Below are 18,628 nucleotides of genomic sequence, written 5' to 3' on the forward strand. Positions count from 1 at the left end.
TCAGATGCACCACCTCTGCGACCTTGGGAATACCACTGCCGGGAGGGCCGGTGACCAGCACCTCCGCCCCGGTGGGCGCCACAGAGCGCACCCTTGCCCGCAGCTCCTGCGCCTGGGGCGAGGAGCCAAACAACATCCGCGCCGCCGGATCGCCGCTTTCCAATTGGGTTTGCAGGCGGCGGTTCTCCAACACCAGCGCACGGGTCTTCAGCGCCCGTTCAAGCACCGCCAGCAGGGTCGCGGTATCACAGGGTTTTTCCAGAAAATCAAAAGCCCCCTCCGACATCGCCTTGACCGCCATGGGAATGTCGCCCTCGCCGGTCAGCAGCACCACCGGCAGCTCGCCGTCCACCCCCTGCGCATAGTCGAGAAGATGAAACCCGTCGCGCCCCGGCATCCGCATATCCGACAGGATCACCCCCTGAAAGCCTGGCGTGATGTGATCCTTGGCCGCCACAAAAGACCCCGCCGTGATCGCCTCCAGCTCATGGAGCTCCAGCGTCTGGCCCAGCGCCTCGCGCACCGCGGCATCGTCGTCAACCAGCAGCACCTTGTGCACGGCAGGAGCAATCATGCGGCGTCTTCCTCTTTCCAATAGTCCAGCTCGACGGTGAACAGCGCGCCCTGTTCGGTATTGCTGCCCCGGATATTGCCGCCAAAGCTTTGCACCAGACCGTAGGAAATGGACAGCCCCAGCCCCATGCCCTCGGAGCTGCCAACCGCCTTGGTGGAATAAAACGGCTCAAAGACCTTTTCGGGCTGCTCAAGTCCCGGGCCGATGTCGCGCACCGTGACCGAGAGCCGTGGCCCCGTGTCGATTGCGATCATGATCCGCCGCTCCTGCTGCGCCATCATCGCATCCGTGGCATTGTTGATGAGGTTCACAAAGACCTGCGTCAACCGCACCTCGCCGCCCCGGGCAAAGACCGCGCCGCTTGCCTCGGGCTGCCAGTCCAGCGTCACGCCATAGTCGCGCAGCCGCGTTTCGGTCAGCTCCACCGCGGCATTGATCACCTGCACCAGATCCACCCGCCCCACCGGCTCGCTCTCGTTGCGGGCAAAGGCGCGCAGGTTCTTGATGATCCGCGCCATCCGCGCCGCCATCTGGGCAATACGAGAGAGGTTCTCGCCCGCGCGCTCCGCCTTGCCCCGCGTCAGAAAGGCCTGACCGTTCTCGGCAAATTGCTGGATCGCCATCAGCGGCTGGTTCAGCTCATGGCTGATCCCCGCCGACATCTGCCCCAGCGCCGAGAGCTTGTCAGCCTGCACCAGATCCGCCTGCGCCCGTTTCAGGGCAGCCTCGGCCTCCTCGCGCTCGCGCACCTCGCGGCGCAGCTGCTGGTTTGCCTCCGACAGCGCCCTGGTGCGCATCAAGACCCGGTTTTCCAGCACCGCGTTGGCCTCGGCCAGGGTACGGCGGCGTTCGGCCACTAGAAACAGGATGGTGCCGAAAGCCAGACAGAGCGCCGCCATCGCCAGGGCCTGCAAGGCCGCCAACCGGCGCGCCGGAGAGACATCCACGAGGATCTCGCCATGCATGCCGATCGCCGGCAGCGCGATGCCCAGATGCAGCGCCTGGGTGGGCAGATAGGGGCTCCAGCGTTGCTGCCAGATCTCATGGCCGCCGATGTGACGCACCCGCAGCGGCTGCGCCACCCCGTCTGCCGAGCGCAGCCCCGGGCCGTTGGGCTCGCGCTGCCAGAACAGAAGCTCCGAATGGTTCGACATAAAGACCTGCCCATCCTGAATGGTGAAATAGACCGCCGGCAGCGAGCCGCGCCAGGTCTGCTCCACCAGGTTGATGTCGGCGACCACAACCACGGTACCGCGCACCCGCCCATCGGGACCGAAATCCGGCGCGGCAAAGAAATAGGCGCGCCGATCACTGCCCGCCAGCACCCGCGCCTCGGTGCCCATGGCCCCCTGCATGGCGCGGCGAAAATAGTCGCTTCTCGCAACGCTGGAGCCAGCCACGCCCTCGGCAGCCGCCAGCACCTGCCCCTGCGTATCGGCATAAAAGACATCCAGCGCGCCGGTCTTGTCCGCCACCTCGCGCAGCAGCGCCTGCGCCGCGCTGCGCCCCACCGGCTCATCCAGCCGCCGCAGCGCCGGATGGGTGGCCACCAGCACCGCCTGTTCGCGGTAGATCTGCAATTGCGTGCTGACCCGGTCCGAAGCCAGCGCCAGATCCGACGCGCTGCGCTCCGCCAAGGCGGTGAGCGCCTGGCGATAGCCGGAGGTCCAGACCAATGCGGACAGCAGCGCCATCACAACGGAAACCCCCAGGGCCAGCGCAAGTCGGGGATGGTGGGAATCTATCATCGCGTCACCCTAGCAAAGCCCCCCTTGCCAAGGCCAGCGGACTCGGCAAAAACCTCTTCTCATGAAGACCCTTATCCAATCCCCGACCGAGCCGGACTTTGTCCAGAACCCCTACCCGTTTTACGACGCGGCGCGCGCGGTCGGAAAGCTGGCCTATTGGCAAGACTACAAGATGGCCGCCGCCTTTGACCACGACACTGTGCATCTGCTGCTGCGCGATCGCCGCTTTGGCCGCGAAATCCCGGCGGAGCTGGCCAGCGAAGGCCCCGCCCATCTGGCGCCCTTCCTCCAGGTCGAGGCCCATTCGCTGCTGGACGCCGAGCCGCCGCGCCACACCCGCCTTCGCAAACTGGTGCTGCGCGCCTTCACCAGCCGCGAGATCAAGGCCCTGGCACCGGGGCTCGAACGCCTCTGCCACGAGCTGATCGACGCATTTCCCACCGATGCGCCCTTTGACCTCTTGCCCGCCTACTGCACCCAGGTGCCGGTGATCGCCATTTGCCGCCTCCTCGGCGTGCCGGAGGACATGGCGCCGCAGATGCTGGACTGGTCGCACAAGATGGTGGCGATGTATCAGGCCAGCAAAACCCAGGCGACCGAACACGCCGCCGCGCAAGCCAGCGCAGAGTTCATCGCCTTCCTGACCGACTATGTGCAGGAGCGCCGCAAGACCCCCGGTGAGGATCTGATCACCCGCCTCATCCAGGCCGAGGAAGACGGCGAGAGCCTCTCCACCGACGAGCTGATCGGCACCTGCATTCTGCTCCTGAATGCGGGGCACGAGGCCACGGTGCATTCCCTGGGCAATGGGATCAAAACCATGCTGGAACAGGGCTGGCAGCCGGAGTGGCTGGCGCCCGAGGGCATCGAGCAGCTGGTCGAGGAAATCCTGCGCTATGACCCGCCGCTGCATATGTTCACCCGCTACGCCTATGAGGAGATCGAGGTCTTCGGCCACCGCTTCCAGCGCGGCGATCAGGTCGCCCTGATGCTGGCCGCCGCCAACCGCGACCCAGAAGCGCTGGAACGCGCCGATCAGTTTGACCCGACCCGCCCGGCCAAGATCAACAAGAGCTTCGGCGGCGGGCTGCATTTCTGCGTCGGCGCACCGCTGGCCCGGATGGAAATGCAGATCGCCCTGCCGATCCTGTTTGAGCGCTGCCCGGAGCTGAGCCTCGCCGCCGCGCCGGAGTATTCCAACAGCTATCATTTCCACAATCTGACGCGGCTGATGGTGCGCCTCTAGGCGCCTGCAAAGATCCCTCGGGGGGGGGGGCGGCCCGCGCAACAGGGCCGCCGACTCCCCCTCAGTCCATGGCGCAGCCCACGGCACAGCCCACGGCACGGCCCGCCTCGGCCTGCGCCCTATTCCCCGCGCGGCCCGGCCCGATCAAAGATCATTTTTTCATCACACGCCCATAATTTCATCATACCTCCGCAAAAAAACAGCGGCATTTTATTCAAATAGCGCCAGATTATCGCTTTTTAAAACAATCAGATAAGAGCCGTCTCTCACGTCGCGCGAGGCAACACCCCCCGCGCGATGACACTGCGACGGCTCCCTGCCAGACGCTCTTAACCTCTCGTTCAGGCCCAAATCCTAGCCTCCGTCGAACAAGATACGAGGAGACCATTCATGAAAACCAAATTTATGTCCGCCATTGCTGGTATCGCCGCGCTGGGGCTGTCATTGCCGGCTGCCGCCGAGACCCTGTCGATCGGCTACGGCCAGGACAAACCGCCTTTTGTTTCAAGTGATTGCAGCGACGGCATCGAAGTACTCCTGGCGCGCGAGCTGTTCAAACGCGCAGGCTATGACATCGAAGAGAAATGCATGGCCAACAAGCGGCTGATCCTCTCCTACGTCAATGGCGATATCGACGCAGGCGTAACCGTGCCCAATGACAAGGACGGCATGTATTACACCGATGCCTTCAGCGGGTTCGAGAATTTCGTGATCACCCGTACCAGCGACAATTACACCATCGACTCGGTCTCCGACCTTGGTGATGTCGCCGCCATCGCCTGGAACAACGCCGCCGAGGTCCTGGGCCAGGAATTTGCCGACGTGACCAGCAAGAACCCGAAATACCGCGAGGCCTCCAGCCAGATCTCCCAGGTCAAGGTCTTCCTGTCCGGCCGCTCCGACGCCATCATCATCGACAAGAACATCTTCCGCTGGCTGACCAAGACGATCATCGAGAGCGGCGAACTTGGCGATTTTGAAACGGATTTCACCTATCACGCCATCTTCCCGGGCACGCTCGATTACTACATCGGCTTCACCGACGAGGACCAGGCCAAAAAAGCCAATGACGCGCTGCATTCCATGCGCGAAGACGGCACCTATCAAAAGATCCTCGACAGCTACCTGAGCTTCTGATCCCCACCTCACGCCTCTCATATCAGGCCGCGCGCCCCACCGCGCGGCCTTTTCCATGCCCGTTTCTTCTAACCTCAAATATCCAGGGGGTGAGCGCCAGCGGCGCGAGGGGGCAGCGCCCCCTTTCTGGCCGGTGGCGGCGTCACTCCACCCGGATCTGATCCAATGGCAGATGGGTGGTGGATTTGATCTCCTCCATCGACAACAGCGCGGTGACATTATGCACCCGCACCTCGGAAATCAGCGCCTGATAGAATTTGTCATAGGCGCGCGCGTTCTTCACCCGCACCTTCAGAATATAGTCGATATCGCCCGCCAGCCGATGCGCCTCCTGCACCTCGGGGCGTTCTTGCAGCGCCCGCAAAAACGCCGCCTGCCAGTTCGCCTCATGCTCCGAGGTGCGGATCAGCACAAAGAAACAGGCCTCAAACCCCAGCGCCTCGGCATCCAGGATCATGGTCTGATTTCCCACCACCCCGGCCTCGCGCAGCTTGCGGATCCGATTCCACACCGGGGTCTTGGAACTGCCCACCTGTTTGGCGATTTCGTCCAGCGATTGCCCCGCATCGCGTTGCAGTTCCGCCAGAATTTTCCGATCCGTGGCGTCGATCCGCACTGTCATTCCAAAATTCCCCCAACCACAGGACAATCGGACTTCCTGCCCAAATCGCGCTGAACGCCTGTCCTTATTTCCCCACGCATATAGCGCTGAGACGGGAATATTTCCTATATCTAACATCAAGTCAAACAGCCAAACCGGATCAGATGATGCCCAGCGTCCACAACCAGAACCGCAGAACCCAGCCGCCCCTCCCGGGAGCGTCGTCGGTGATGTGCGCCGGCGTTGTGGCCTTTGCAGGCTCCGGCCCGGGGGATCCCGACCTTCTGACCCTCAAGGTGCTGAAAGCGCTGCAAGAAGCGGATGTGATCCTCTATGACCGCCTCGTCAGCGCCGAGATCATGGCCCTCGCCCATGCCAATGCGACGCTGGAGGATGTCGGCAAGGAAGGCTTCGGCCCCTCGATGGCGCAGCAGGAGATCTGCGACCGGCTGGTCGCCCATGCGCAACGGGGCCTGAAGGTGCTGCGCCTGAAATCCGGCGACCCGACCATCTTTGGCCGCCTCGACGAGGAGCTCTGCGCCTGCGAAGCGGCTGGCGTGGACACGCAGATCCTGCCCGGCATCACCACCGCCTCCGCCGCCGTGGCCGCCATCGGTCAGAGCCTGACGCAGCGCGGTCGCAATTCCTCGGTGCGCTTCCTGACCGGCCATGACATGAAAGGCTTTGCCGATCACGACTGGACGCAGCTCGCCCGCCGGGGCGAGGTCGCAGCCGTCTATATGGGCAAGAAATCCGCCCGTTTTGTGCAGGGCCGCCTGTTGATGCATGGCGCCGACCCGGCCACGCCGGTGACGCTGGTGGAAAACGCCTCGCGCATGGACCAGAACGTGCTGGCCACCACGCTCGGCCAGCTGTCCGCCGATCTTGCCGCCGCCGGATTGACCGGCCCGGCGCTCACCTTTATTGGGCTGGCCCCGCGCCTTGCCCCCGCGACCTTGAAAATGGAGCTTGCCTGATGGCCCGTGCCTTTACCCCCAAAGTGGTCACCGCCAACGATCTGCTCGAAGGCGATGTGATCTACCTGACCGCCTCTGGCGACTGGACCCGTTCGCTGTCAGAAGCTGAGCTGATCCAGGACGAGGCAGAGGCGCAGCTGCGCCTGCTGGAGGCGCAGAGCCAGGCAAAGATCGCCGTCGGCGCTTACCTTGCCGATGCCAAAGCGGGCGAGAACGGCCCCGAACCAACCCATTTCCGCGAGGACTTCCGCCGCAAAGGCCCCTCGAACTATGCCCACGGCAAGCAAGCCGACACCAAAGAGGCCCTGGAAGATGTATAAATCCAACGCCTTCGACCCCGCATTCCGGGAAGAGCGCAACCGCCAGTTCCGGGCCCAGGTGGAACGCCGCATCGACGGCCAGCTCACCGAAGATGAGTTCAAGCCGCTGCGCCTGATGAACGGGCTCTATCTGCAACTGCACGCCTATATGCTGCGGGTCGCGATCCCCTATGGCACGCTGAGCGGCGCGCAAATGCGCCAGCTCGCTCTGCTCGCCGAGAAATGGGACAAGGGCTACGGCCATTTCACCACCCGTCAGAACATCCAGTACAACTGGCCCAAGCTGAAAGACGTGCCGGATATGCTCGATGCGCTGGCCGAGGTGAACCTGCACGCGATCCAGACCTCCGGCAACACCATCCGCAACGTGACCGCCGACCATTTCGCAGGTGCCGCCGCCGACGAGATCGAAGATCCCCGCCCCATTGCCGAGCTGATCCGCCAGTGGTCCACCGACCACCCGGAATTCCAGTTCATGGGCCGCAAGTTCAAGATCGCCGTGTCCGGCGCCGCCAATGACCGCGCGGTGCTGAAGGCGCATGACCTCGCGGTAAAGATCGTCAGGAATGACGCGGGCGAGATCGGCTATCAGGTGCTGGTCGGCGGCGGCCTTGGCCGCACCCCGATGATCGGCAAGGTGCTCAATGACTTTGTCGCCGCCGATGACCTGCTGCCCTATATCGAGAGCGTGATTTCGGTCTGGAACCAGCTTGGTCGCCGCGACAACAAATACAAGGCCCGCATCAAGATCACCGTGCATGAGCTGGGTCTGGAGAAAATCCGCGAGCTGACCGAAGAGCGTTTCAAACAGGTACGCCCGACCTTTGGCGGGGCCGATCAGGCGCTGTTTCAGGACATCAAACGCCACTTCGCCGCGCCCGACTTCCGCGCAGGCAGCACCGAAGCCTTTGACGCCGCTTATGGCTCTGATCCGGTGTTCCGCGCCTGGGCCGATACCAACCTCGCCGCCCACAAGGCGCCGGGCCATGCCATCGTCACCATCTCGATCAAGAAACATGGCGCCACCCCGGGCGACGCAACAGCAGCGCAAATGCGTGAAATGGCCGCGATTGCCGAGGAATACGCCTACAACGAGCTGCGCATCAGCCATGAGCAAAACGTGATCCTGCCGCATGTGCACAAGAACGACCTGCCCGCGATCCATGCGCGCCTCAAGGCCGCCGATCTGGCCACCGCCAATATCGGCCTGATCTCGGATATCATCGCCTGCCCCGGCATGGATTACTGCGCGCTGGCCACCGCCCGCTCGATCCCGGTCGCGCAGGAGATTGCCACCCGGTTTGACGATCTGAAGATGGAACATGACGTGGGCCATCTGCAAATCAAGATCTCCGGCTGCATCAACGCCTGTGGTCACCACCACGTCGGCCATATCGGCATCCTGGGTCTGGATCGCGCAGGGGTGGAAAACTACCAGATCACCCTGGGCGGCGACGCCACCGAAACGGCTGCGATCGGCACCCGCACCGGCCCCGGTTTCGCCTATGACGAGATCGTGCCCGCGGTGGAGCGCATCATCACCGCCTATCTGGAGCAACGCGACAGCGCCGAGGAAACCTTTATCGAGACCTATCGCCGTGTCGGCATGGATCCCTTCAAGGCAGCGCTTTACCCTGCGGCAGAGAAAAAGGTGGCCTGAGCCATGACCTTACCCGAACGGGCCCCAACAGAGTTCACAGAGGTGGATCCCGCCGCTGTGGCTCTGGCCGAAAAAGTGGAGGCGCTGAACACGCGCTATAAACATCACTCGGCCACCTCCGTGATGGAGGGTGCCCTGCGCGAGGCTGGCAATATCGCCCTGGTGTCCTCCTTCGGGGCGGAATCGGTGGTGCTATTGCATATGGCCGCGATCATCGACCCGGCGACCCCGGTGATCTTTGTCGATACTGAACTCTTGTTCACCGAAACGCTGGTCTACCAGCAGGAGGTGAGCGAACGGCTCGGGCTGAAAAACGTGCATGTGATCAAGGCTGCCGATATCGCCGAGAAAGACCCCTACGGCGCGCTGCGCTTTTCGGATACCGATGCCTGCTGCCACCTGCGCAAGACGCTGCCGCTGCAAAAGGCGCTGGCGGGCTATGACGGCTGGATCACCGGCCGCAAGCGGTTTCAGTCCGGCACCCGCGCCGCGCTCGATTTCTTTGAGGTTGAGGACGGCCCGGACGGCACCACAGGCCGCATGAAGATCAACCCGCTGGCCCATTGGGCGCCGGAAGACGTGCGCGCCTATATGACCGAAAACCGCCTGCCCCGTCACCCGCTGGTGGCCAAGGGCTATCCTTCGATCGGTTGCTGGCCCTGCACCAGCCCGGTCAAGGAAGGCGAAGACCCCCGCGCCGGTCGCTGGCGCAACCAGAACAAGGAAGAATGCGGCATCCATATCGTGGATGGCCAGTTCGTCCGTACAGGAGCGGAATGAGATGAGCGTTATTGTAACCGATACGGGCTTTGCCCAGGATGACTGGACCAAAGGGTTTGAGGGCGCAAATGTGCTCGATCTTGCCTCCGACACCGACCCGGCAAGCCTGGCCGATCAGCTGGGCGGCGTCGAGATGATCCGGGTGGATTTCCCCTCCTTCGCCGATGGCCGCGGTTTCACCATCGCGCGTATGCTGCGCCTGATGGGCTATGATGGCCGTCTGCGCGCGCGTGGCCATGTGATCTCGGATCAATACGCCATGGCGCGGCGTGTGGGCTTTGACGAGGTGGAAATCTCCGACGAGCTCGCCACCCGCCAGCCCGAGGCCGAATGGAAGTTCCGCGCCAACTGGCAAAGCCATAACTACCAGGCCCGCCTGCGCGCGCAGTCCAACGCCGCGCGCTAAGCCAGCCCCCGACGTCAGGCCGCCTGCCCCCTCTGCCCCCGCGTCATTCGGACGCCGGGCATTCTGGGGGTTTCCCTGACATGGATCAAAGATTAATCAGAGGTGCCGGTTTACCCCTTCCGGCAGAGACATGATGAACGAGACCCTACCCGTGACCGATGCTGCCGCGCCTGCAAAGGCAACCCCGACCCTGCCCGATTCCCAGACCGTGACGCAGGTCAAACACTGGACCGACCGGCTGTTTTCCTTCCGCTGCACCCGGCCCGCTTCCCTGCGGTTCCGCTCCGGCGAGTTTGTGATGATCGGCCTGATGGGCGATCCCGATCCCAAGACTGGCAAGCAAAAACCCCTGCTGCGCGCCTATTCCATCGCCTCGCCCAGCTGGGACGAGGAAATGGAGTTCTATTCCATCAAGGTGCAGGACGGCCCGCTGACCTCGAAGCTGCAACACATCAAGGTCGGCGACGAGATCATCCTGCGCCCCAAACCCGTCGGCACCCTGGTGCATGACGCGCTCCTGCCCGGCAAACGCATCTGGTTCTTTGCCACCGGCACCGGCTTTGCCCCCTTCGCAAGCCTGCTGCGCGAACCGCAGACCTATGAGGATTACGACGAGGTCATCATCACCCATACCTGCCGCGAGGCAAATGAGCTGACCTATGGAGCTGAGCTGATCGAGAGCCTGAAGACCGACGAGCTCCTGAACGAGGTGATCGGCGAGGGCTTCTGGAAGAAGATCAAATACTACCCCACCACCACCCGCGAAGAGAGCGCCAAGATGGGCCGCATCACCGACCTGATGCGCTCCGGCGAGGCGTTTGCCGATCTCGGCGTGCCGCCGCTGAACCCCGAGAGCGACCGGGCGATGATCTGCGGCAACCTGGCCTTCAACCTGGAGCTCAAGGATCTCTTTGAAAACACCTACCACCTGGAGGAAGGCGCCAACTCCAAGCCGGCGCATTTCGTGGTGGAAAAGGCCTTCCTGGACTGATCCAGGGGTCTTGAAGTCAAACCAAAGGCGGGCCCTCCATAGGACGGCCCGCCTTTGTTATTGTACGACAGCTCAGCGTCGGGTCAGCCCGGCTGCCTGGCCTCCCCTTCGGCCCGAATAGCCGAGAGCGATTGCCCCGGTGTCAGCGCTTCGGGGTCTACCACGATTTCAATCAGATAGCCGCCGGCGCTGCGTTGTGCACGTTCCAGCGCCGCCGGGAAATCCTCCGTGCGTAGCACCCTCTCCCCGGCAATCCCAAAGGCCGCCGCATAGGCGACAAAATCCGGGTTCACCAGCCGCGTTGCGATCACCTTGCCCGGGTGGTGGCGTTCCTGATGCATGCGGATGGTGCCATACATGCCATTGTTGACCACCACATAGATCACATCCGCGCCGTGCTGCGCCGCCGTGGCCAGCTCCTGTGAGGTCATCATGAAACAGCCATCCCCCGCCATCGCCACAACTGTGCGCTCGGGGTGGTGCAGCTTCGCCGCCACCGCCGCAGGCACGCCATAGCCCATGGAGCCGCTGGTCGGCGCCAACTGCGTGCGATAGGCGCGGTGCTGGTGAAAACGGTGCAGCCAGACCGTGTAATTGCCCGCCCCGTTGGTATAGATGGTATCGCGCGGCAATGTGCGGCTCATATGCAGCACCACCTGGGCCATATTGACGTCGCCGGGCACCTCTGTCGGGGTCTGGAAGGCCAGGTAATCCTGCCGCTGCTGGCGCAGCCAGTCAGCCCAGATATAGGGCCCCTCCGGCACCGTGATCGTCTCTGCCGCGTCAAAGAATTCTTCCGGGTCGCATTGGATCGCGAGATCCGGCTGATAGACTTGACCAAGCTCCTCCGCGCCGGGATGAACATGCACAAATGTCATCTGCGGATGCGGAATGTCGATCAGCTCATAGCCCTGCGTGGTCATCTCGCCCAGTCGCGGGCCCACCGTGATCAGCAGATCAACATCCTCGCGCAACCGCTTGCGCAGGTTAGGAATTGGGCCGATGCCCACCGGGCCGACGTAATTGTCATGGCCGTTGTCCACATAGTCCTGACTGCGAAAGGACGTGGTGACAGGCAGGCCCAGCCGCTCGGCAAAGGTCAGCGCCTTTTGCGCGCAGTCCGCGCTCCAGGCGGGGCCGCCCACCATCAGCATCGGGCGTTCGGATTTGGCGATCAGCTCTTGCAGCTGCGCAATGTCGCGCGCCAGCGGCGCCGATTTCGCGCAGGGCGTCGGGCGCAGATCGGGCACCGCGACCACATCAGTCAGCATATCCTCCGGCAGCGCCAGCACCACCGGCCCGGGGCGGCCCGATTGCGCAACTTTCCAGGCCCGCGCCATATACTCCGGGATCCGCGCCGCGTCATCAATCTGCGCCACCCATTTCGCCATCTCGCCAAACATGCGGCGATAGTCGATCTCCTGAAACGCCTCGCGATCCACCATGCCGCGCCCCACCTGGCCGATCAGCAGGATCATCGGCGTGGAGTCCTGAAACGCCGTATGCACCCCGTTGGACGCATTGGTCGCCCCCGGCCCCCGCGTCACCGCGCAGATCCCCGGCCGTCCGGTCAGCTTGCCATAGGCATCGGCCATATTCGCCGCACCGGATTCGTGGCGGCAGGTGATCACCCGAATGTCGTCCTGATGCGCATGAAGCCCGTCCAGCAGCTCCAGATAGCTCTCTCCCGGCACGCAATAGATCGTGTCCGCCCCCAACAGCCGAAGCTGATCCGCAAGGATCCTGCCGCCGCTGCGCCGAGGTGTGAGTCCTGTGTCATTGGCCATGTCTGCGCCGTCCTCCCTAAAGTGCCGCGATCTTAGCAATTGCTGCACCTTCGCCTAGGGTTTGTCGCGGGGAAACCGCCAGATTAACGGCCCCTCAGTCATTTCGACGCATCCTCACCAAGATCGGCGACAGATTGCATCCCCAGCCTGTGCATATCCTGCGGCAGGCCTGTGGATAAATCACCCGGGATGCCGCAAACTCAGCCTGTTGAGCGCAATAGTATCTGTGGATAACCATCGCCGTGCTCTGCGGTTGCTGCGCTGGCACTCTGCCTGCATTGTGCCTTGGGAAAACAGCCCCCCCTTTTGCACCGCCCCCGCCGACATCAGGGCAAACAGCAGCCTCGCGCTGTCATCAGCGGGCAGCGTTGAAAATAGGATCAATTATTGATAATTTTAAACAATTTTGGATCATGCTGGGACTTTTTGCGCAAAATAGTTGAAAAATGTAAGCGCCCAACGCCCAAACATCACCCATTCAGCCCCAAAAATCCCACAGATCGGCTGGCAAAAACAACAAACACCGGCCCCCAGTACAGGAGCCGGTGAACATGCAGGCGTAGTGGCGGCTGAGCCTAGAGCTCTCGCAGATATTGCATCACCGCAGGCCGGACCGTCTGGTCGCCGCGATGGCGCGCATCGGCGATAATCTTGCGCATCTCGCCCAGATCGACCCGCATCATCAGCGACTTTACCGGCCCGATCGACGCCGGACGCATGGAGAGGATGCGAATGCCCATGGCCGCAAGGCAAACCGCCTCGATCGGCCGCCCGGCATCCTCGCCGCAGAAACTCAGCGGTGTGCCAGAGATATCGCAGCGTTCGACGATACGTTCGATAAAGCTCAGAAAGCTGACGTTCAGCGTGTCATAGCGTTTGCGCACCCGTTCGTTTTCGCGGTCCGCGGCAAAGAAGAACTGCTTCAGATCATTGCCGCCGATCGACAGAAAATCGACTTCTTCAAAGAACTTGAGCGGCGCAAAACCGAGCGAGGGCGTTTCCAGCATCGCCCCGATTTCCAGATGCGAGGGCAAGGCATGGCCCAGGCGACGCTCGCGCTCCAGGGTCTTGTCGACCTCGGCGCGGGCCTGACGGTATTCCTCGAACTGCGCGACAAAGGGGAACATGACCGTCAGCGGCCCGCCATTGGCCGCCCGGATCAGCGCCTGCAACTGCATCCGCATCACCCCGGGCTTGTCGAGCCCGACCCGGATCGCCCGCCAGCCCAGGGCCGGGTTGGGCTCGTCGGTGGGCTTCATATAGGGCAGCACCTTGTCGGAACCGATATCCAGGGTGCGGAATACCACCCGCTTGCCCTGCGCCGCCTGCAACACCTGCTTGTAGCTTTCCACCAGCTCCGAGCGTTTCGGCATCTTGTTGCGCACCAGGAATTGCAGCTCTGTACGAAACAGCCCAACCCCCTCGGCACCGGAGTTCTGAAGCGACGGCAGATCCGCCATCAGCCCGGCGTTCATCATCAGATTAATTTTTTGTTCATCGCGGGTTACGGCGGGTTTCTCACGTATGGAAGCATAACGTTCCTGCGCCTGCGCCTGCATGGCGATCTTGTCGCGGAAGGCGGTGGCGACCGGCTCGTCGGGGCGCAGATGCACCACCGCCTGATCGCCGTCCACCAGCACATGGTCGCCGTTCAGCCCCTCGGTGGTGATCCGCCCGACCCGCACCACCAGCGGGATCGCCAGCGCCCGCGCGACAATCGCCGCATGCGAGCCAACAGAGCCTTCCTCAAGGATGATCCCCTTCAGCTTGCGTCCATATTCCAGCAGCTCCGCCGGGCCGATATTGCGCGCCACCAGGATCGGGTCCTCGGGCAGCTCGGCGCCGGTATCGCGCCCCTGCCCGGTCAGGATCCGCAGCAGCCGGTTCGACAGGTCGTCCAGATCGCTCAACCGTTCGCGCAGATAAGCATCCTGCACCTGCGCCATGCGGCCCCGCGCAAGGGATTGCTCCTTCTCCACCGCCGCCTCGGCGCTGAGGCCACGGGCGATGTCTTCCTCCATGCGCCGCATCCAGCCCTTGGAGTTGGCAAACATGCGATAGGTTTCAAGAACTTGCGCCTGTTCCTTATTGCCGGTGCCATTGACCTGCAACATATTGTCCACGCCCACGCGCAGCTCGTCCACTGCCTCTTGCAGCCGCTCCAGCTCGCGGTGGGGGTCATCGGCGATCGGGTTGGTCACCACCACGCGCGGCTCGTGCAGCCAGATATGGCCCTCGGCGGCGCCCTCCTGCGCGGTGATCCCCTTGAGCAGCACCGATTGCTGGTGCAGCGGCGACATGGCAGAACCCTCGCCCACAAAGGCGCCCAGCTCGGTCATCTCGGCGATGACCATGGCCACCACCTCCAGCGCATAGACCGCATCAGAGGAATATTCGCGGGTCTCCTTGGACTGCACCACCAGAACGCCCATCATCTCGCCCAGGCGCTGTACCGGAATACCAAGGAAGGAGGTAAAGCGCTCCTCGCCGGTTTCCGGCATATAGCGAAAGCCGCGCGCGCTTGGCGCGTCAGAGGTGTTGATCACCTTGCCAGTACGCGCCACCCGGCCCACCAGCCCCTCGCCGACGCGCATGCGGGTCTTGTGAACAGATTCCCGATGCAACCCCTCCGTCGCGCAGAGCTCCAGCGTTTCCTCGTCGCGAAACAGATAGATCGAGCACACCTCGGTGCCCATGCTATCGGCAATCAACTGGGTGATCTTATCGAGCCGCTCCTGTCCGGCGCCATCGCTCGCCATGGCCTCCCGTAGCCGAACCAGAAGCCTCCGACTCTCGGATTCCGTGTTCTCTACCATGCCCGCCCTTTCCCGGCTTGTTCACCCGACCTCAACCGGACGCCCATTTCTGCGCGTTCGGCTTTGTCCTGAAGTCTCAATCGGATAATGCTCCTCCGCACCGACTCTCGCACGTCAGGACCCGAAGTCCAAGGCAATGTGTCCGCTGCACCCCGCGCTGGCAAGAGGTTTTGCGGCAATTTCAATGCCCTCCCCCGGGGTCAGCGGCCCAGGGCCTGCGAAATAGTCACCTCGCCAGCGGCAAAACAGCCGACCGCGCCCACAACCACAGCGTGCAGTTAGGCTATCGCAAAACGACAAACGCCGGAGCCCAGGCCCCGGCGTTTCATCCTGTTCACCCTTCAGCGGGATCAGCTCGCCTTATCAAGGTCAAAGGCGTCATGCAGCGCCTGCACCGCGAGCTCCATATATTTGCGATCCACCAGAACCGAAATCTTGATCTCCGAGGTGGTGATCACCTTGATGTTGATGCCCTCATCCGACAGCACCTTGAACATCTTGGCCGCCACGCCGGACTGCGAGCGCATGCCGATGCCCACGACCGAGATCTTGGCCACGGTGGTATCCGCCACCAGCTCGGCATAGTTCAGCTCGCCCTTTTCCTTGAAACCGTTCAGCGCCACTTCGGCGCGCTTCACCTGATCGGTGGGGCAGGAGAAGGTCATATCCGTGCGCCCATCCTCAGAGATGTTCTGCACGATCATGTCCACATTGACGCCCGCATCCGACAGGCAGCCAAAGATGGTCGCCGCGATGCCCGGGCGGTCGGCCACCGACAGGCAGGTCAGCTTGGCTTCGTCGCGGGAGTAGGCAACGCCGTTTACAACATTGGATTCCATGATTTCCTCCTCGTCGCAGACCAGGGTTCCGGCCTCGTCGGATTGTTCTTCAAAACTCGACAGCACGCGCAGTTTCACCTTGTAGCGCATGGCCAGCTCAACCGATCGCGTTTGCAGCACCTTGGCACCCAGCGATGCCAGCTCCAGCATTTCCTCAAACGCGATCTTGTCGAGCTTGCGCGCCTTGTCACAGATGCGCGGATCGGTGGTATAGACCCCGTCCACATCGGTGTAGATGTCGCAGCGCTCGGCGCCAAAGGCGGCGGCAAAGGCCACGGCGGTGGTGTCCGACCCGCCCCGGCCCAGCGTGGTGATGCGCCCCTCGGGGCTGATGCCCTGAAAGCCCGCAACCACGGCGACACGCATACCTTCGCCGAATTTGGCATTGATGTTGTCGGTGCCGATTTCCTCGATCCGCGCCTGGCTATGCGCCGAGGTGGTCTTCAGCGGCACCTGCCAGCCCTGCCAGCTGCGCGCCGGCACGTCCATTTCCTGAAGCGTCAGCGCCATCAGGCCGGCGGTGACATTCTCGCCGGAGGAGACCACCGCGTCATATTCGCGCGCATCATACAGCGGCGAGGTCTCATTGACCCAACCAACCAGCTCGTTGGTCTTACCGGACATGGCCGACACGATGACGATGACGTCATAACCCTTGGCCACTTCCACGCCGACACGTTTGGCGGCGCGGCGGATGCGGTCCAGGTTGGCGACGGATGTGCCGCCGAATTTCATCACAAGTAGGGGCATGGGGCTCTGTGTCTCCCTCCGCTTGCGGGGTTAAAGGTTCGCGCGTTCTTAGGCGAGCCCCTCGCCAAGAGCAAGAGCGCGCGATGCTTAATGTCCAGACTGTCGCGATTTGCGCAAGGACAGGCCCAGGCGCGACCTCAACTCCGCCAGAAACGAACCGTCAGGATCGCATAGACCGACAGAAGCTCCAGCCGCCCGATCAGCATCGCAATCGCCAGAATCCATTTCGCCGTGTCATTGAGCGGCGCAAAATTCCCCGCCGGACCGATGGTATCGCCCAGACCAGGGCCAATATTGGCCACCGCCGTCGCCGCCCCGGAAATGGCGGTGATAAAATCCAGCCCCGTCAGCGCCAGCGCCCAGGCGACAATCCCCATGGTGATCACAAAGAACATAAAAAACGAAATCACCGAGCTCAGCACGTCGGGCGTCACCGGGCGGCCGTCATAGCGGGGAATAAACACCCCGTTCGGCGAGCGAATGCGCTGCACCTGCGCCCGGATCGAGGCAAACAGCAGCTGATAGCGAAAGATCTTCACCGAACAGGCGGTGGAGCCCGCACAGCCGCCGATCAGGCCGATGAAGAAGAATACCATGATCAGAAAGCTGCCCCATTCCATGTAGTCCACGCTGGCAAAGCCGGTGCCCGACATGATCGAGACAATATTGAACAGCGCCTCGCGCACCGCCTGTTCGGGATGGTGCGGAAAGATCGACACCAAGACCACAGAGGTCACCAGAACCAGCACCAGGATGGTGGCCAGAAAGGTCTGGATCTGGGTGTCGCGGAAAAACGGCGTCACCTTGCCGTTGACCATCTGAACGTAGCGCACAAACGGCAGCGCTGCCAGGATCATGAACAGCGAAGCCGCATATTCCGGCGGCCCCGAAAACGTCCCGAAGGAGGCATCATAATTGGAAAAACCGCCCGTGGACATGGTCGTCATCGCATGCACAACCGCATCAAAGGGCTCCAGCCCCAGCACCGTGAACACCAGCGCGCAGATCAGCGTCAGCACCAGGTAAATGACCGAGATCTGCTTGGCGATTTCCTGCGCGCGAGGCAGGATTTTCCCCATGGTTTCAAAGGCTTCCGACTTGAAGATCTGCATCCCCCCGACCCGCAGCTCGGGCAGGAACACCATCGCCACCACAATGATCCCGATCCCGCCCAGCCATTGCAGAATAGCCCGCCACAGCAGCAGGCCACGCGGCAGGGTATCAAGGCCGGAAATCACCGTCGATCCGGTCGTGGTCAGCCCCGACATCGCCTCGAAAAACGCATCGGTAAAGCTCAGCTCGGTGGCGCCCAGCATCAGGGGGATCGCCCCAAAGAAGGGCAGCGCCACCCAGACCAGCGTGGTCAGCAAAAAGGTCTGGCGAATGCTCAGCCCCCGCCCGACGCCATTGGCACAGCTGAGCGCCAGAAGCCCCCCCGCCAGCAGGCAAAAGAGCGCGCTTTCCATAAAAACGGGCCACTCTCCCCGACCATCGTAGAGGTCAAGAAAGAGCGGAAACACCATCATCCCGCCCAAAATACAGACGAGCAGGCCAATGACATATCCAACCGGGCGCAGATCCAACATGAGGCGCAGCGTTGGCGCGCCGCGCCCAAACTGTCAAGTCAAAGCGCTCACGTCTCGCGCTTGGGCGCCACGGTTTTGCCAGTTGTCTTGCTCGAGGGGGTCGCGGCCGCCCGTTCCGGCATCGCCGGCGGCGTGGCCGGGCTGCGCGGCCGGGTTTGCGCCGCGCTGGTCTGATCCTTGCCAGGCGCTTCGGCGGCCTTTGTGACCGGCTTCTCCGGCGCGGGTTTCGCCGCCACGCTGGCCGCTTTCGCAACGGGGGCCGGTTTTGCCGCAGGTGCCTGTTTCGCCGCAGGTGCCGGTTTTGCCGCTGCGCTGGCCGCTTTCGGCGCAGCGGTAGCAGCCGCCTTTCCTTGTGACTGTGGCGCAGCCGGTGTTGCGGCCTCCGCCGTCTTCGCCGTCGGCGTGGCTGC

16 protein-coding genes are annotated in these 18,628 nt (G+C 62.9%); 9 read left to right on the forward strand and 7 right to left on the reverse strand.

The window, feature by feature from the left end; all coding sequences use genetic code 11:
* On the reverse strand, nt 1–574 hold a 574-nt coding region (locus tag HCZ87_RS14080; RefSeq protein WP_167644578.1), incomplete at its 3' end, for a sigma-54-dependent Fis family transcriptional regulator.
* The gene (locus HCZ87_RS14085) at nt 571–2,322 is read right to left on the reverse strand and encodes an ATP-binding protein (protein ID WP_167644580.1); all 1,752 of its coding nucleotides are present in this window, start codon (nt 2,320–2,322) and stop codon (nt 571–573) included. The genes HCZ87_RS14085 and HCZ87_RS14080, both read right to left, overlap by 4 nt.
* Nucleotides 2,323–2,383: 61 nt before the next feature.
* On the opposite strand from HCZ87_RS14085, the gene HCZ87_RS14090 reads away from it, so the two are divergent.
* Entirely contained in the window at nt 2,384–3,568 is a 1,185-nt protein-coding gene (locus HCZ87_RS14090) for a cytochrome P450 (protein WP_167644582.1), read from the forward strand.
* A 390-nt stretch (nt 3,569–3,958) separates the two neighbouring features.
* Nucleotides 3,959–4,705, forward strand: coding sequence for an ABC transporter substrate-binding protein (locus HCZ87_RS14095; protein WP_167644584.1), 747 nt, complete (start codon nt 3,959–3,961; stop codon nt 4,703–4,705).
* 142 nt (nt 4,706–4,847) lie between these two features.
* Here HCZ87_RS14095 and HCZ87_RS14100 read toward each other — a convergent pair whose 3' ends face one another.
* Entirely contained in the window at nt 4,848–5,327 is a 480-nt protein-coding gene (locus tag HCZ87_RS14100) for an Lrp/AsnC family transcriptional regulator (RefSeq protein WP_167644586.1), read from the reverse strand.
* Between the two features lie 209 nt (nt 5,328–5,536).
* Here HCZ87_RS14100 and cobA point away from each other — a divergent pair, with 209 nt between their 5' ends.
* The 6 genes from cobA (at nt 5,537) to HCZ87_RS14130 (ending at nt 10,440) form a co-directional block, all read left to right on the forward strand.
* Nucleotides 5,537–6,283 carry a uroporphyrinogen-III C-methyltransferase gene (gene cobA / locus HCZ87_RS14105; protein ID WP_167644588.1) on the forward strand — a complete coding sequence of 249 codons (747 nt, stop codon included), beginning with the start codon at nt 5,537–5,539 and terminating at the stop codon, nt 6,281–6,283.
* On the forward strand, nt 6,283–6,603 hold the full coding sequence (locus tag HCZ87_RS14110) for a DUF2849 domain-containing protein (RefSeq protein WP_167644590.1): 321 nt from the start codon (nt 6,283–6,285) through the stop codon (nt 6,601–6,603). Before cobA ends, HCZ87_RS14110 begins: the two co-directional genes overlap by 1 nt.
* Entirely contained in the window at nt 6,596–8,263 is a 1,668-nt protein-coding gene (locus HCZ87_RS14115) for a nitrite/sulfite reductase (RefSeq protein ID WP_167644592.1), read from the forward strand. The genes HCZ87_RS14110 and HCZ87_RS14115 overlap by 8 nt, the downstream gene beginning before the upstream one ends.
* A gap of 3 nt (nt 8,264–8,266) precedes the next feature.
* Nucleotides 8,267–9,043, forward strand: coding sequence for a phosphoadenylyl-sulfate reductase (locus HCZ87_RS14120; RefSeq protein ID WP_167644594.1), 777 nt, complete (start codon nt 8,267–8,269; stop codon nt 9,041–9,043).
* Between the two features lies 1 nt (nt 9,044).
* Nucleotides 9,045–9,449 (forward strand): DUF934 domain-containing protein, encoded by a 405-nt coding sequence (locus tag HCZ87_RS14125; protein ID WP_167644596.1) that lies wholly within the window; start codon nt 9,045–9,047, stop codon nt 9,447–9,449.
* Between the two features lie 133 nt (nt 9,450–9,582).
* The gene (locus HCZ87_RS14130; protein WP_167644598.1) at nt 9,583–10,440 is read left to right on the forward strand and encodes a ferredoxin--NADP reductase; all 858 of its coding nucleotides are present in this window, start codon (nt 9,583–9,585) and stop codon (nt 10,438–10,440) included.
* Nucleotides 10,441–10,523: 83 nt separating this feature from the next.
* On the opposite strand, the gene HCZ87_RS14135 is transcribed toward HCZ87_RS14130, so the two are convergent.
* The 4 genes from HCZ87_RS14135 to HCZ87_RS14150 all read right to left on the reverse strand — a co-directional run bounded on the left by HCZ87_RS14135 (nt 10,524) and on the right by HCZ87_RS14150 (nt 18,218).
* Nucleotides 10,524–12,227 carry a thiamine pyrophosphate-binding protein gene (locus HCZ87_RS14135; RefSeq protein ID WP_167644600.1) on the reverse strand — a complete coding sequence of 568 codons (1,704 nt, stop codon included), beginning with the start codon at nt 12,225–12,227 and terminating at the stop codon, nt 10,524–10,526.
* A 575-nt stretch (nt 12,228–12,802) separates the two neighbouring features.
* Nucleotides 12,803–15,043 carry a phosphoenolpyruvate--protein phosphotransferase gene (gene ptsP / locus HCZ87_RS14140; RefSeq protein ID WP_167644602.1) on the reverse strand — a complete coding sequence of 747 codons (2,241 nt, stop codon included), beginning with the start codon at nt 15,041–15,043 and terminating at the stop codon, nt 12,803–12,805.
* Nucleotides 15,044–15,393: 350 nt separating this feature from the next.
* Nucleotides 15,394–16,632: an aspartate kinase gene (locus HCZ87_RS14145; RefSeq protein WP_167644604.1), complete on the reverse strand. Its 1,239-nt coding sequence runs from the start codon at nt 16,630–16,632 to the stop codon at nt 15,394–15,396.
* Between the two features lie 137 nt (nt 16,633–16,769).
* Nucleotides 16,770–18,218, reverse strand: a complete 1,449-nt coding sequence (locus HCZ87_RS14150; RefSeq protein WP_167644606.1) for a TrkH family potassium uptake protein — start codon at nt 18,216–18,218, stop codon at nt 16,770–16,772.
* Nucleotides 18,219–18,395: 177 nt separating this feature from the next.
* Here HCZ87_RS14150 and HCZ87_RS20885 point away from each other — a divergent pair.
* Nucleotides 18,396–18,628, forward strand: a 233-nt coding sequence (locus HCZ87_RS20885; RefSeq protein WP_217701966.1) for a hypothetical protein, incomplete at its 3' end; no start/stop codon positions are given.

Origin of the sequence: Phaeobacter sp. HF9A (genome assembly GCF_011806385.1) — a bacterium.
Classification (GTDB): Bacteria; Pseudomonadota; Alphaproteobacteria; order Rhodobacterales; family Rhodobacteraceae; genus Epibacterium.

Excerpts from the sequence above, each read along its gene's own strand:
- HCZ87_RS14095 (WP_167644584.1), top strand. The coding sequence starts at position 3,959 with ATGAAAACCAAATTTATGTCCGCCATTGCTGGTATCGCCGCGCTGGGG.
- HCZ87_RS14135 (WP_167644600.1), bottom strand. The coding sequence starts at position 12,227 with ATGGCCAATGACACAGGACTCACACCTCGGCGCAGCGGCGGCAGGATC.
- HCZ87_RS14085 (WP_167644580.1), bottom strand. The coding sequence starts at position 2,322 with ATGATAGATTCCCACCATCCCCGACTTGCGCTGGCCCTGGGGGTTTCC.
- HCZ87_RS14090 (WP_167644582.1), top strand. The coding sequence starts at position 2,384 with ATGAAGACCCTTATCCAATCCCCGACCGAGCCGGACTTTGTCCAGAAC.
- HCZ87_RS14110 (WP_167644590.1), top strand. The coding sequence starts at position 6,283 with ATGGCCCGTGCCTTTACCCCCAAAGTGGTCACCGCCAACGATCTGCTC.
- cobA (WP_167644588.1), top strand. The coding sequence starts at position 5,537 with ATGTGCGCCGGCGTTGTGGCCTTTGCAGGCTCCGGCCCGGGGGATCCC.
- HCZ87_RS14130 (WP_167644598.1), top strand. The coding sequence starts at position 9,583 with ATGAACGAGACCCTACCCGTGACCGATGCTGCCGCGCCTGCAAAGGCA.
- HCZ87_RS14100 (WP_167644586.1), bottom strand. The coding sequence starts at position 5,327 with ATGACAGTGCGGATCGACGCCACGGATCGGAAAATTCTGGCGGAACTG.
- HCZ87_RS14125 (WP_167644596.1), top strand. The coding sequence starts at position 9,045 with ATGAGCGTTATTGTAACCGATACGGGCTTTGCCCAGGATGACTGGACC.
- HCZ87_RS14150 (WP_167644606.1), bottom strand. The coding sequence starts at position 18,218 with ATGTTGGATCTGCGCCCGGTTGGATATGTCATTGGCCTGCTCGTCTGT.
- ptsP (WP_167644602.1), bottom strand. The coding sequence starts at position 15,043 with ATGGTAGAGAACACGGAATCCGAGAGTCGGAGGCTTCTGGTTCGGCTA.
- HCZ87_RS14115 (WP_167644592.1), top strand. The coding sequence starts at position 6,596 with ATGTATAAATCCAACGCCTTCGACCCCGCATTCCGGGAAGAGCGCAAC.
- HCZ87_RS14120 (WP_167644594.1), top strand. The coding sequence starts at position 8,267 with ATGACCTTACCCGAACGGGCCCCAACAGAGTTCACAGAGGTGGATCCC.
- HCZ87_RS14145 (WP_167644604.1), bottom strand. The coding sequence starts at position 16,632 with ATGCCCCTACTTGTGATGAAATTCGGCGGCACATCCGTCGCCAACCTG.